Origin of the sequence: Rhizobium sp. NLR16a, from assembly GCF_017948245.1 — a bacterium.
GTDB lineage: Bacteria > Pseudomonadota > Alphaproteobacteria > Rhizobiales > Rhizobiaceae > Rhizobium.
In genome coordinates, this window is sequence record NZ_CP072867.1 from 1 (window position 1) to 13,176 (window position 13,176).

Below are 13,176 nucleotides of genomic sequence, written 5' to 3' on the forward strand. Positions count from 1 at the left end.
TGTCGTGGAAGTCGTAATCCATCTCGAAGGGCGCGGCGACGGCGGCAAAATCGGCGCTGATGGCGGAGCCCGACAGTCCCTCTTCCGAAATGAAGCTGACGCGCATGAAGAACCTGCCGGTATCGAGATCGTCGAACTGGCTGGAGTCGATGATGTTGCAGCCTTTGTCGGCCAGATAGCTCGAAATCGCCGCAACGATGCCGCGCGTCGATTTGCAGGATACGGTGAGTACGAAGCTCTTCATGCTGTCTCTTCCTTCACCCTTTCAGGTATAGAGAGTCCGGTCATGCCGAGCTGTCCAACCCGGCATGGCGAAGACGTCGGTCCGGCTGCTCAGATATCGAGCGTGCTGTCGCGTTCCCACTGGGTGAAATGCGAGCAGTAGGCATTCCATTCCCGGTGCTTGAGCTTGAGATAGGCGGAGGAAAACTCAGCCCCGATTGCCGCCTTCAGGCCTTCGTCGGCATCAAAGGCGCGCAGCGCATCGAGCAGGTTGAGCGGCAGGCGCGGCGCGTCCTTCACCAGGTGTCCCTCGGCATACATATCGATATCATAGTGCTGGCCGGGGTCTGCCTGGCTGCGGATGCCGTCGAGGCCGGCCGCGATGATGATCGCCTGTAAGAGATATGGATTGACCGCACCGTCCGGCAGGCGCAGCTCGAAGCGCCCGGGCCCCGGCACGCGCACCATGTGAGTGCGGTTGTTGCCCGTCCACGTCACGGTGTTCGGCGACCATGTCGCGCCTGAGGTCGTGCGCGGCGCATTGATGCGCTTGTAGGAATTGACCGTCGGATTGGTGATGGCAGCAAGCGCCGAAGCGTGCTTCATGATGCCGCCGAGGAAGGTTTTCCCCTGCGCGGAGAGGCCGAAGGCCATTTCCTTGTCGGCGAAGGCGTTGACCCTGCCGTCGATGTCCCAGACCGAGATGTGGGCATGGCAGCCGTTTCCGGTCAGGCCCTTGAAGGGCTTCGGCATGAAGGTGGCGCGAAGACCGTGTTTTTCGGCGACCGACTTGACCATGAACTTGAAGAAGGAGTGCTTGTCCGCCGTCTTCAGGACATCGTCATATTCCCAGTTCATCTCGAACTGGCCGTTCGCATCCTCGTGGTCGTTCTGATAGGGCTTCCAGCCGAGTTCCAGCATATAGTCGCAGATCTCGGCGATGACATCGTACCGACGCATCACGGCCTGCTGGTCGTAGCAAGGCTTCTCGGCGGTATCGAACTCGTCTGAAATCACCGAACCATCAGCAGAGATGAGAAAGAATTCGGGCTCCACGCCGGTCTTTACCCGGAGCCCCTCCTTCGCAGCTTCAGCCACCAGTCTTTTCAGCACGACACGCGGCGCCTGTTCGACAGGCTGATCGTCCATGACGCAGTCGGCGGCGAGCCATGCGACGTCTCTCTTCCAGGGCAATTGGATGACGGAGGAGGCATCGGGAACCGCAAACAGGTCCGGATGGGCCGGCGTCAGATCGAGCCAGGTCGCAAAGCCCGCGAAACCGGCGCCATCCTTCTGCATGTCAGCAATGGCTTCCGCCGGGACCAGCTTGGCGCGTTGGCCGCCGAACAGGTCGGTGTAGCTGATCATGAAATATTTGATGCCTTTGTCTCTCGCAAAAGCAGCAAGGTCCAGTGTCATTCTCGTTCCCCTTTGGATTTCTTCGAGACACTTTGGTTATGGAGATGAGACGGCCGGGACTTTGGCCCGGCCGGTAGAAATCAGAAGCCTCCCTTGCCGGGAATCCAGTTGGTGCCGGCGAGCGGCACCTGCGCCATGGCCGATGCCTCGATCGTCAGCGCGACGAGGTCTTCCGGCTCGAGATTGTGCAGGTGGTTCTTGCCGCAGGCGCGCGCGATCGTCTGGGCCTCGAGCGTCATGACCTTGAGGTAGTTGGCGAGACGGCGGCCGGCCGCAACCGGGTCCAGGCGTTTTGCGAGCTCCGGGTCCTGGGTGGTGATGCCGGCCGGATCCTTGCCTTCGTGCCAATCGTCATAGGCTCCGGCCGTGGTGCCGAGCTTCTGATATTCCTCTTCCCAGCGCGGATCATTGTCGCCGATGGCGACGAGCGCCGCCGTGCCGATCGCGACCGCATCGGCGCCGAGCGCCAGCGCCTTCGCCACGTCGGCGCCCGAGCGGATGCCGCCTGATATGATGAGCTGCACCTTTCGGTGCATGCCGAGATCCTGCAGCGCCTGCACGGCCGGGCGAATGCAGGCGAGCGTCGGCATGCCGACATTCTCGATGAAGACGTCCTGCGTCGCCGCCGTGCCGCCCTGCATGCCGTCGAGCACGACGACATCGGCGCCGGCCTTCACGGCAAGAGCGGTGTCGTAATAGGGACGCGCGCCGCCGACCTTGACGTAGATCGGCTTTTCCCAATCGGTGATCTCACGCAGCTCCATGATCTTGATTTCCAGATCATCGGGGCCGGTCCAGTCCGGATGGCGGCAGGCCGAGCGCTGATCGATGCCCTTCGGCAGGTTGCGCATATTGGCGACGCGGTCGGAGATCTTCTGGCCGAGGAGCATGCCGCCGCCGCCGGGTTTGGCGCCCTGGCCGACCACGACTTCGATCGCGTCGGCACGGCGCAGGTCCTTCGGGTTCATACCGTAGCGCGAGGGCAGATATTGGTAGACCAGCGTCTGCGAATGGCCGCGCTCTTCATCGGTCATGCCGCCGTCGCCCGTCGTGGTCGACGTGCCCGCGATCGTCGCACCCCGACCGAGCGCCTCCTTGGCGTTGCCGGACAGCGCACCGAAGCTCATGCCGGCGATGGTGATCGGCGTCTTCAGCGTGATCGGGTTCTTGGCGAAACGCGAGCCGAGCACCACAGTCGTGTCGCACTTCTCGCGGTAACCCTCGAGCGGGTAGCGCGAGATTGAGGCGCCGAGAAACAGCAGGTCGTCGAAATGCGGAACCTTGCGCTTGGTGCCGGCGCCGCGGATGTCATAGATGCCGGTCGCCGCCGCGCGGCGGATTTCGGCAAGTGTGTAGTCGTCGAAAGTCGCGGACTTGCGTGGCGGGGTATAGGGGTTGTGATAGCTCATGAGTGTCCCTCGCCTCAGTATGCGTCGGCGTTGTCGATGTTGAAATTGTAGAGCTTGCGGGCCGATCCGTAGCGCTTGAACTCTTCGGGTCTGACGTCCGTCACCCCCGCCTTGTCGAGGAGTTCGGCAAGCTTCTCCAGATGCTCCGGCCGCATCTCTTTCTCGATACAGTCGGAGCCGAGGCTCTTGACCTCGCCGCGGACGAACAGCTTGGCTTCGTAGAGCGAATCACCGAGCGCATCGCCGGCGTCGCCTAGCACGACGAGATGGCCGGACTGGCCCATGAAGGCCGACATGTGGCCGATGCTGCCATGAACGACGATGTCGATGCCCTTCATCGAAATGCCACAGCGCGACGCGGCATTGCCCTTGATGACCAGCAGGCCACCCCGGCCGGTCGCGCCAGCATATTGGCTGGCGTCGCCCTCGATGACGACGGTGCCGGACATCATGTTTTCGGCAACACCCGGACCGGCCGAGCCATGAACCGTCACCTTGCCGCCGTCATTCATGCCGGCGCAGTAATAGCCGACCGATCCCCTGACAGCGACCGTCACTGGGCTGTCGATGCCGACGGCGACGGCATGGCTGCCGCGCGGGTTGATGACCTCGAACTCAGTGTCGTTGGCGCCTTTGGAAAGAGCGTGCAGCGCGCTGTTCAGTTCGCGAAGAGGGGTGCTGGAAAGATCGAATGTGGGCATTGATTCCTCGTTGGAAGCCTCGTTTGTCCGGGAGGCGGTCTGCGCCGCCTCTTGGCTTTCAGGCGCCCCTCAGGCGGCCTTGTCGTGATCCCAGAAGTAGACAGTTGCCGGCTCCGGCTCCCAGACACGGGCATTCTCGATGCCGGGAAGATTGACCAGCGCGCGGTATTCCGAACCGAAGGCGACGTACTGGTCGGTCTCGGCCATGACGGCGGGCTTGCAGGCGATGGGGTCGCGCACCACGCCGAAGCCGGACTTGGTGCCGACGACGAAGGTGAAGAAGCCATCGAGATCGTCAAGCGCGCCGGTCAGCGCCTGGCCGAGATCCTTGCCCTTGGCCATTTCGGCCGTCAGATAGGCGGCGGCGACTTCGGAATCGTTCTGCGTCTCGAAGGTCATGCCTTCGCGCACCAGTTCGCGGCGCAGATTGTTGTGGTTGGACAGCGAACCGTTGTGCACCAGGCACTGGTCGGCGCCGGTCGAGAACGGGTGGGCGCCGAGCGTGGTGACGGCGGATTCGGTCGCCATGCGGGTATGGCCGATGCCGTGGGTTCCGCTCATCGCGCGGACGCCGAAGCGCGCCACGACGTCCTTGGGAAGGCCGATTTCCTTATAGATCTCGACGCTTTCGCCCGAGCCCATGAGGCGGACTGCCGGGCGGATCCGTTCGAGCGCCTCGCGCACCTCTGCAAGCTTGGAAGCATCGAGCTCGATGACCGCATGCGTGCTTTTGATCCACACATGGGCCTTGATGCCGGCTTTCTCCAGGTCGCCGGCGAGGCCTTCGAAGTCCGCCCCTGGATTGCTGGACTGGACGGTGATCTTTGCCTTGCCCGCTGCGGAGCCGCCATAGATCGCGATTCCGGCCGAGTCCGGGCCGCGATCGGTCATGGTGATCAGCATATCCGAGAGCAGATTCCCGAGCTGGGGTTCAAGGCTCTTGTCCTTGAGGAACAGTCCTACAATGCCGCACATGGCGCGTGCCTCCGTTCATGTTGAGAAAGGAGTAGCAGGTCTCTATCGGGACATCAACTGGGAAGAATAAAGTTTTCCTCTAAGGCAATTCAGCTCCGCGAGCTCTGCTGGGGATAACTGATGATCGACAGGTATTTGCTCGGCAGTTTCACCAACTGTTCCGGCCCATGCGGCGCATCGGCGTCGAAGAACAGGCTGTCGCCCGGCTGCATCTGGAAAAGCTGGTCGCCGTGGCGGTAGACCACCTCGCCTTCGAGCATATAGAGAAACTCCATGCCCTCGTGCTGGAAGGTCGGGAAGATGTCGGAATCGGCCGTCAGCGTGATCAGATAGGGCTCGACGATGACCCCGCTGGTATTGTTGTCGATATGGCCGAGCAGATTATATTGGTGGCCGGCGCGGGTGCCGCGCCGTTCGAGTTCGACGCCCTGCCCCGCCTTGACGAAGACGGCATTGCGCGGCTCCTCGAAGCGGCGGAAAAAGGCGGTCAGCGGCACGCCGAGCGCCCGCGACAACGATTGCAGCGTCGTCAGCGACGGCGAGATATTGCCGTTCTCGATCTTCGACAGCATGCCGAGCGAAATGCCGGTCGCGGCCGCGAGATCGGTGACGGTGATGCCGAGTTTCTTGCGGTAGGCGCGCACCTCATGGCCGATTGCCATTTCGAGGTTGTTTTCCTTCGGTTCCCGAACGGCGTGCGGGTCCTGGGAAAAGGCAGCACGGCCGCCATGCGGCTGTTCCGGCTGCTCCGCCGCTTCTCGCTTGGATTTCATGGATTTTCCCCTGCCGCCTGCGCTTTTGTTCGGATGCAATCCTATCGTCATAGTGAAATTTCCTCAACCGTGAAGAAAACTATTCCCGCCGCGCCTCACGCGGAGTGACGCCGTAGGCGCTACGGAACATCCGGGAAAAATGGCTGAGGCTGGAAAAGCCGGTGGCAACCGCGATCTCCGAGACGGAAAGCGGGCTCTGCTTCAGCAGGCGATGGGCATGCTGCAGCCTGATCCTGTGGTATTGATCGAGGAAGCTGGTGCCGAGGTGGGCCGCAAACAGCCGGTCGAGATGGCGGGTGGTGACGCCGGCGATCCGCGCCATGGCGGCACGCTCGAGCGGCATCTCGATCGTCTCCTCCATTCGTTCGAGAACGCTGAGCAAGCCGGGGTGGTGGACACCGTAGCGCTCGGCAAGCGACGCACGCTGTGGTGCTGCCGGCTCGTTGACCTCCGTGTGAAGATACCAGTCGCTGACGCGACGGGCGAAATCCGGGCCCATGCGCTCGGCGATCAGCACATGCATCATGTCAAGTGGAGCGATGCCGCCGCCGCAGGTAATCCTGTTGCCGTCGATCACGAAGCGTGCCTGGCGCGGCGTGAGATCCGGAAAGGCTTCGAGAAGGGCTGCCGCATGCTCCCAATGGATGGTGAAGTCGCGGCCGCCGAGCAGTCCGGCGGCGGCCATTAGATAGGGACCGCCCGAGATGCCGCCGATCCTCACACCTTCGCGCGACAGCTGCCGCAAACAGGCAAGCACGCCGGGATATCGCCAGTCGCGCGGCGAACCGCCGGCGCAGACGAAGGCCGTTCCGAGCCCCGAGCCTCTGACGGGCAGAGGTTCGGCGGGTACGCTGATGCCGGAGGAAGAGAGTGCCGATGCGCCATCCGGCGAGAAGATCTGTAGCCGATAGATCTCGCGGCCCGCCAGCAAATTTGCCGCCCGCAACGGCTCCGTTGCCGAGGCATAGGACATCAGCGCAAATCCAGGAACCAGGATGAAGCCGATCGTCTGAACATTTCTGCTATCAAGTGAGGACATGTCCATTTCTTAGCGATTCATGTCCCTATTGTGCAAGTCTGCCCGCTTCTTTCTGGCATCATGCTTCCGTTCTTTCCGGGTGACCCATGCGCTATTCCGCTCTTTCGATTTTTTTGAACGGCCTTCGCGGCAACAAAGGCTGGGCGCCCGCCTGGCGCGATCCGGCGCCGAAGCCGCATTACGACGTCGTCATCGTCGGCGGCGGCGGTCACGGCCTTGCCACCGCCTATTATCTCGCCAAGGAGTTCGGCATCACCAATGTCGCCGTGCTCGAAAAGGGCTATCTCGGCTCCGGCAATATCGGCAGGAACACCACGATCATCCGGTCGAACTACCTGTTGCCGGGCAACAATCCCTTCTACGAACTGTCGATGAAGCTCTGGGAAGGACTGGAGCAAGACTTCAACTTCAACGCCATGGTCTCGCAGCGCGGCGTACTGAACCTCTTCCATTCCGACGCGCAGCGCGACGCCTATACGCGCCGCGGCAACGCCATGCGGCTGCACGGCGTCGATGCCGAGCTGCTCGACCGGCAGGCGGTGCGCAAGAAGCTTCCGTTCCTCGATTTCGACAATGCCCGTTTCCCCGTCATGGGTGGTCTATACCAGCCGCGCGGCGGCACGGTGCGCCACGACGCGGTCGCCTGGGGTTATGCCCGCGGCGCAGACAACCGCGGCGTCGACATCATCACCCAATGCGAAGTCACCGGCATCCGCACCGAAAACGGGAAGGTGACCGGTGTCGAGACCAGCAGGGGCTTCATCGGCTGCGGCAAGCTGGCGCTGGCGGCGGCCGGCAATTCCACCGTCGTCGCCGATATGGCCGGCTTTCGCCTGCCGATCGAAAGCCATGTGCTGCAGGCCTTCGTCTCCGAAGGGCTGAAACCTTTCATCGACCATGTCGTCACCTTCGGGGCCGGGCATTTCTATGTGTCCCAGTCCGACAAGGGCGGGTTGGTCTTCGGCGGCGATATCGACGGCTACAATTCCTATGCGCAGCGCGGCAATCTCGCGACCGTCGAGCATGTGGCCGAAGCCGGGATCGCGATGATCCCGTCGCTGTCGCGCCTGCGCTACCTGCGCTCCTGGGGCGGGGTGATGGACATGAGCATGGACGGCTCGCCGATCATCGACCGTACCCATATCGACAATCTCTATCTCAACGCCGGCTGGTGTTACGGCGGCTTCAAGGCCACGCCCGCCTCCGGCTTCTGTTACGCCCATCTGATTGCCCGCAACACGCCGCACCAGACGGCGCGCGCCTTCCGGCTCGACCGCTTCGCGCGCGGCTACCCTATCGACGAAAAGGGCGTCGGCGCCCAGCCCAACCTGCATTGAGGACATTTAGACGATGGCAAGCCTGATTTCATGTCCTCATTGCGGCGTCCGGCCCAAGGAGGAATTCTCGATCCGCGGCGATGCGAACCTTGTCCGGCCGGCGCCGGATGCCGGCGCAGATGTCTGGTACGACTATGTCTATCTGCGTGACAATCCGAAGGGCCGGCATAGCGAATATTGGCACCATTCCTCCGGATGCCGCCGCTGGCTGATCGTCGAGCGCGATACCGTCACCCATAAGGTCCACGGCGTCAGGGATGCCGCCCTTGCCAAGCTCGGCGGAGAACCGGCATGACGAGCTTTCGTCTTTCCTCCGGCGGCCGCATCGACCGGGCCAGGACAATCGGCTTCACCTTCGACGGCAAGGCGCTGCAAGGCCATTCGGGCGATACGCTCGCCTCGGCGCTGCTGGCCAACGGTATCCAGCTCGTCGGCCGCAGCTTCAAATATCACCGCCCGCGCGGCATTCTGACGGCGGGGGCCGCCGAACCGAACGCGCTGGTGACGACAGGCAGCGGCGGGCGCACCGAACCGAACACACGCGCGACGATGATCGAGCTTTATGAGGGGCTGACGGCCAAGAGCCAGAACCGCTGGCCCTCGCTCGGTTTCGATGTCGGTGCGGTCAACGGCCTGCTCTCGCCTTTCCTCAGCGCCGGTTTCTACTACAAGACCTTCATGTGGCCGGCAGCCCTCTGGGAAAAGCTCTACGAGCCGGTGATCCGCAAGGCGGCGGGCCTCGGCCGCGCCTCCTACGAAGCCGATCCCGATGCCTATGAGAAATGCTGGGCGCATTGCGACCTGCTGGTGATCGGCGCCGGCCCTGCCGGCCTCGCCGCGGCGCTGACGGCCGGGCGCGCCGGCGCGCGCGTCATCCTCGCCGACGAAGGACCCGAACTCGGCGGCAGCCTGCTCTCGGACAATGGCGCCGTCGATGGCAAGCCGGCGGACGCCCTTCTCGGCGAGTTGCTGGCCGAACTCGAAGGGCTTTCGAATGTGCGCCGCCTGCCGCGCATGACCGTGTTCGGCTGGTACGACGACAATGTCTTCGGCGCCGTCGAACGTGTGCAGAAGCATGTGGCGCTGCCCGATCCCGAGGGCCCCGTCGAACGATTGTGGCGCATCGTCGCCCGCCAGGCGATCCTGGCGACAGGGGCCGAGGAGCGGCCGCTGGTCTTCGGCGGCAACGATATTCCCGGCGTGATGATGTCAGGCGCCATGCGTAGCTATCTCAACCGGCAGGCGGTCGCGCCGGGCCGAGGCACGGTGATCTTCACCACCAACGATAGCGGATATGACACCGCCGCTGACCTCGAATCCGCCGGCCTTCGAGTTGCGGCGATCGCCGACAGCCGCCCCGACGGCGGCAAGAACTGGCCGGGCCGCGCCGAGGTGCTGAGGGGCGCGCGGATTATCGATGCCCATGGCGGCCGGCGTCTGCGCGGCGTCAGCGTTAAAGCCGAAGACGGCATTCGCCGGATTGAAGCCGATGCACTTGCCATGTCGGGGGGCTGGAGCCCTGTCATCCATCTTGCCTGCCATCGCGGCGGCAAACCGCAATGGTCGAACGAGATTGCGGCGTTTCTGGCGCCGGCTGCGCAGGATGGTCTTGCCGTTGCCGGCGCGGCTGCCGGCCTTGCGCAGACTGCAGCCTGCCTCGGTGATGGAGCGGCAAAGGCGGCCGCTGCCCTGAACGCGATCGGTTTCGCAGCTGAACCGGCCTTTGCCTCAGCCACCGACACGGCTCAGCGCACGAAGTCGCTCTGGTCCGTCAAAGGTTCGAAGGGCAAGGCTTTCGTCGATTACCAAAACGACGTGCATCTCAAAGATCTCGGCCTCGCCGTCCGCGAAGGTTACGGCCATGTCGAACTTGCCAAGCGTTACACCACATCAGGCATGGCGACCGATCAGGGCAAGCTTTCCAACATCAACGCCATCGGCATTCTTGCCGAGGCGCGCGGCGTCTCGCCTGCCGAGGTGGGCACGACGACCTTCCGTCCCTTCTACACACCTGTCTCCTTCGGCGCTTTGACGGGGGCATCGCGCGGCAAGGATTTCCAGCCGGCGCGCAAATCGCCGTTGCATGGCTGGGCGAAAAAGAACGGCGCGGTCTTCGTCGAAACCGGCCTCTGGTACCGCTCCTCCTGGTTCCCGCGCGCCGGCGAAACGACCTGGCGTCAAAGCGTCGACCGCGAGGTGCTGAACATCCGCAAAAATGCCGGCCTCTGCGACGTCTCGACTCTCGGCAAGATCGAAATCTTCGGCAAGGATGCAGCGACCTTCCTCGATCGCGTCTATTGCAACGGTTTTGCCAAGCTGGCGGTCGGCAAGGCGCGCTACGGCATCATGCTGCGCGAGGACGGCTTCATCTATGACGACGGCACCACCAGCCGCTTCAGCGACGACCACTTCTTCATGACGACGACGACGGCGCTGGCCGCCGGCGTGCTGACCCATCTCGAATTCTGCGCCCAGACGCTGTGGCCGGAACTCGACGTCTACTTCGCCTCCTCGACCGATCAATGGGCGCAGATGGCCGTCGCCGGGCCGAAGTCGCGCGCGATCCTCTCGGAAATCGTCGACGAGGATCTTTCCGATGCGGCCTTCCCCTTCATGAGCGCCCGCAAGGTGTCGCTATTTGCAGGCCGCCTCGAAGGCCGGCTCTTCCGGATCTCCTTCTCGGGCGAACTGGCTTACGAGCTGGCGGTGCCGGCCGGCTACGGCGAAAGCGTTGCCGATGCCATCATGGCGTCAGGCGAGAAGCACGGCATCTCAGCCTATGGCGCGGAAGCGCTCGGTGTCATGCGCATCGAAAAGGGCCACGTCACCCATGCCGAGATCAACGGCACGGTCACCCCAGGCGATCTCGGCTTCGGCCGCATGGTTTCATCGACCAAGCCGGATTTCATCGGCAAGGCGATGCTCGCCCGCGAAGGCCTGCAGGATCCCGAGCGCCCGCGCCTCGTCGGTGTCAAGCCGCTCAATCCGGCAAGCGGCTTTCGCACCGGCTCGCATATCCTTGCCGAGGGCGCAGCGGCGACGCTCGAAAACGACCAGGGTTATGTCACCTCGAGCGCCTTCTCGCCGAGCCTCGGCCATACGATCGGCCTGGCGCTCGTCCGGCGCGGGCCGGAGCGCATCGGCGAAAAGGTGACGGTCTGGAACGGCCTGCGCAACGAAATCACCGATGCGGTGCTCTGCCATCCCGTCTTCATCGATCCCGAAAACGAGAAGCTCCATGCCTGAACTTCCCCAGCACAGACCGGTTCTCGCAGGAGCCAGATATAGCGGCATGGCAGGACCCGGCCTCCGGCTGGAAGCTTTGCCGGAGGGCCATCTCCTGCACGTGCTCGGCGCAATCGAGCCGACCGCACTTGCCGCCGAACTGGCGAAGATAGGCCTTGCGAAAAGTTCGATCCGCAAGGCCGGCTTCCGCCAATGGTTCGTCGCCGGCGACGAGCCGCTCTCGCCTGCCGGTCTGGACGCGCTTGCGGCGGCCCTTGCTGGAAAGGCCTTCGTCATGGACCAGAGCCACGGTCGCGTCCGCATCGGCATTTCCGGAGGGTCTTCGCGCGTGCTTCTTTCAAAGGGCACCGCAGTCGATCTCGATCCCGCCGTCTTTGCGGAAGGCAGTTCGGCGATGACCATGATGGGTCACATCTCCGTACAGATCGCCCGCACCGGCGATGACAGCTTCGAACTCACCGTTCTGCGCAGCTTCGCCGAAAGCCTCTGGGACGAGCTTAATCATATGGCGGCGAGCGCTGAAAAGGACGGTGGCGCATAGGGCCGTACCGGCACAAAGATCGATTATTAACCCAAATTAGCTGGAAGGTTCAACTTTTCGGTGCGATGGCACGCAGCCGTTGACCATCGAGCCCACACGAGAATTCGCTACAGTGGAGAGGATGGCGGCGAAATTGTTAGGCCGTGGAGATCGAGTTCACGGGGTCGCCGGCAAAAAATCTGCTGTTTCGGTAAAGGTCCGTTCGGGGCGGAAGATGTTAGATGTGTGAACATAGCCGCTAGCCAACGAGCTCGTGTGTTACTTTGCAGATCTAAGCAAGTTGACTTGAGGTTTACACCGGAGCTAGGGAAGGTAGGGCCATCGTAAATCAGTCGCATCTACAGGCACAGTATGAACCTTCAGTCTGGTAAGACTCTATATCGCAGGATAGTAGTATCCTTCGTATTTTGTATTGTGGTTATTTATATATACGGCGGATCTCTCCAGTCACATAAGAGCCCGAAAGGACAGACAATAGATATATTAAAGAAATACCTTGCCGAATTTGGGGAGGTTGATCGACTACAGTTTGCGAATTGCTTCAGAATCGAAAAATCAGAAACCGATCAGCTTCCAGATGTGAGCTTCTTTATTGGGTGCGAGGTTAAGAAACCGCTTTCGGCGGCCCCCCTTGCTCTCTCAGTGGCGTTCGGTGCTCGCGGGCAGGTTGAATTTACGGATATGTCGAGGGGCGAGAAATGATGGGAGGCTTTTCTAACCTGAATCTAAAAGCCGCCGCTGGACATCCTGGCCGAGGCGCGGCGGCAGCTGGCGCGTTATCCCACGATCAAGCTCGTCAGTGCCCGGCCGAAAGTGTCTCCGGCGGCATCGACAACTTCTCCGTCCTCACTGGCGATGGCGAAAGCCTCACGGCGCGCCGCGTGATCCTGAGCTATGGCATCGTGGACCAGATGCCTGATGTTCCGGGCTTTGCCGAAAGCTGGGGCACCTCCATCGTGCCCTGCCCCTATTGCGACGGCTTTGAAGTCGCCGGCCAGCATTGGGGCCTCGTCTGGTCCGGCCGGCAGTCGCACAATCAGGCCAGGCTTTTCCACGATTGGACCGACAGGTTGACGCTGTTCGCCGATGGTCATGACATTCCGCCCGATATCCGGGCCGATCTCGCACCTCGCAACATACCTGTCGTCGAGGGCCGGATCACCGGGATCGTCCATCACGGGGGCCACAGCGCCGCCGTCAAACTCGATACCGGCCCCGATGTCGCGGTCGACATCCTGTTCGCCCATCCGCGCAACAAACCGTCCGCCAGTCTGCATGAATCACTGGGCCTCGCCACAGTCGATACGCCCAGCGGCATCGCCCTCAAGGTCGATGAGCGCCGCGAGACCAGCATGCCTGGCATCTACGCCGCCGGCGACCTCGCCAATCCCGGAATGCCCTCGGTCACCACGGCATCATGGCAAGGCGCGATGGCGGGTATCTTCGCCCAGCAGTCGATGCTGGTTTGAGAGCCGCGAATTCCTTCTCCGGGTTCTGGCGGGACGAGCGCGCCA

General features: G+C 62.7%; 10 protein-coding genes and 2 pseudogenes. 5 read left to right on the top strand and 7 right to left on the bottom strand.

Annotation, left to right across the window (positions count from 1 at the left end):
- Window position 1: 1 nt before the first annotated feature.
- The 7 genes and pseudogenes from J7U39_RS22290 to J7U39_RS22320 form a co-directional block, all read right to left on the bottom strand.
- Window positions 2-244: pseudogene (locus J7U39_RS22290) on the bottom strand (ACT domain-containing protein); the annotation flags it as partial.
- An 89-nt stretch (window positions 245-333) separates the two neighbouring features.
- On the bottom strand, window positions 334-1,641 hold the full coding sequence (gene glnT, locus J7U39_RS22295; protein ID WP_210632430.1) for a type III glutamate--ammonia ligase: 1,308 nt from the start codon (window positions 1,639-1,641) through the stop codon (window positions 334-336).
- 80 nt (window positions 1,642-1,721) lie between these two features.
- Complete coding sequence (locus J7U39_RS22300; RefSeq protein ID WP_210632431.1) at window positions 1,722-3,050, bottom strand: FMN-binding glutamate synthase family protein; 1,329 nt, start codon at window positions 3,048-3,050, stop codon at window positions 1,722-1,724.
- A gap of 14 nt (window positions 3,051-3,064) precedes the next feature.
- Window positions 3,065-3,751 (bottom strand): GXGXG domain-containing protein, encoded by a 687-nt coding sequence (locus J7U39_RS22305; RefSeq protein WP_210632432.1) that lies wholly within the window; start codon window positions 3,749-3,751, stop codon window positions 3,065-3,067.
- A 69-nt stretch (window positions 3,752-3,820) separates the two neighbouring features.
- A complete protein-coding gene (locus J7U39_RS22310) occupies window positions 3,821-4,726 on the bottom strand; it encodes a glutamine amidotransferase family protein (RefSeq protein WP_210632433.1) in 906 nt (301 codons plus the stop codon).
- A gap of 89 nt (window positions 4,727-4,815) precedes the next feature.
- Window positions 4,816-5,499 carry a helix-turn-helix domain-containing protein gene (locus tag J7U39_RS22315; protein ID WP_210632434.1) on the bottom strand — a complete coding sequence of 228 codons (684 nt, stop codon included), beginning with the start codon at window positions 5,497-5,499 and terminating at the stop codon, window positions 4,816-4,818.
- 79 nt (window positions 5,500-5,578) lie between these two features.
- On the bottom strand, window positions 5,579-6,538 hold the full coding sequence (locus J7U39_RS22320; RefSeq protein ID WP_210632435.1) for a GlxA family transcriptional regulator: 960 nt from the start codon (window positions 6,536-6,538) through the stop codon (window positions 5,579-5,581).
- A gap of 86 nt (window positions 6,539-6,624) precedes the next feature.
- Here J7U39_RS22320 and J7U39_RS22325 point away from each other — a divergent pair, with 86 nt between their 5' ends.
- From J7U39_RS22325 to J7U39_RS22345, 5 genes and pseudogenes are all read left to right on the top strand, one after another.
- On the top strand, window positions 6,625-7,875 hold the full coding sequence (locus tag J7U39_RS22325; RefSeq protein WP_210632436.1) for a sarcosine oxidase subunit beta family protein: 1,251 nt from the start codon (window positions 6,625-6,627) through the stop codon (window positions 7,873-7,875).
- 13 nt (window positions 7,876-7,888) lie between these two features.
- Window positions 7,889-8,170 carry a sarcosine oxidase subunit delta gene (locus J7U39_RS22330; protein ID WP_210632437.1) on the top strand — a complete coding sequence of 94 codons (282 nt, stop codon included), beginning with the start codon at window positions 7,889-7,891 and terminating at the stop codon, window positions 8,168-8,170.
- Window positions 8,167-11,121 carry a sarcosine oxidase subunit alpha family protein gene (locus tag J7U39_RS22335; protein WP_210632438.1) on the top strand — a complete coding sequence of 985 codons (2,955 nt, stop codon included), beginning with the start codon at window positions 8,167-8,169 and terminating at the stop codon, window positions 11,119-11,121. Before J7U39_RS22330 ends, J7U39_RS22335 begins: the two co-directional genes overlap by 4 nt.
- Entirely contained in the window at window positions 11,114-11,662 is a 549-nt protein-coding gene (locus J7U39_RS22340; RefSeq protein ID WP_210632439.1) for a sarcosine oxidase subunit gamma family protein, read from the top strand. The genes J7U39_RS22335 and J7U39_RS22340 overlap by 8 nt, the downstream gene beginning before the upstream one ends.
- Before the next feature lie 591 nt (window positions 11,663-12,253).
- Window positions 12,254-13,131: pseudogene (locus J7U39_RS22345) on the top strand (NAD(P)/FAD-dependent oxidoreductase).
- The last annotated feature ends 45 nt before the right edge of the window (window positions 13,132-13,176 follow it).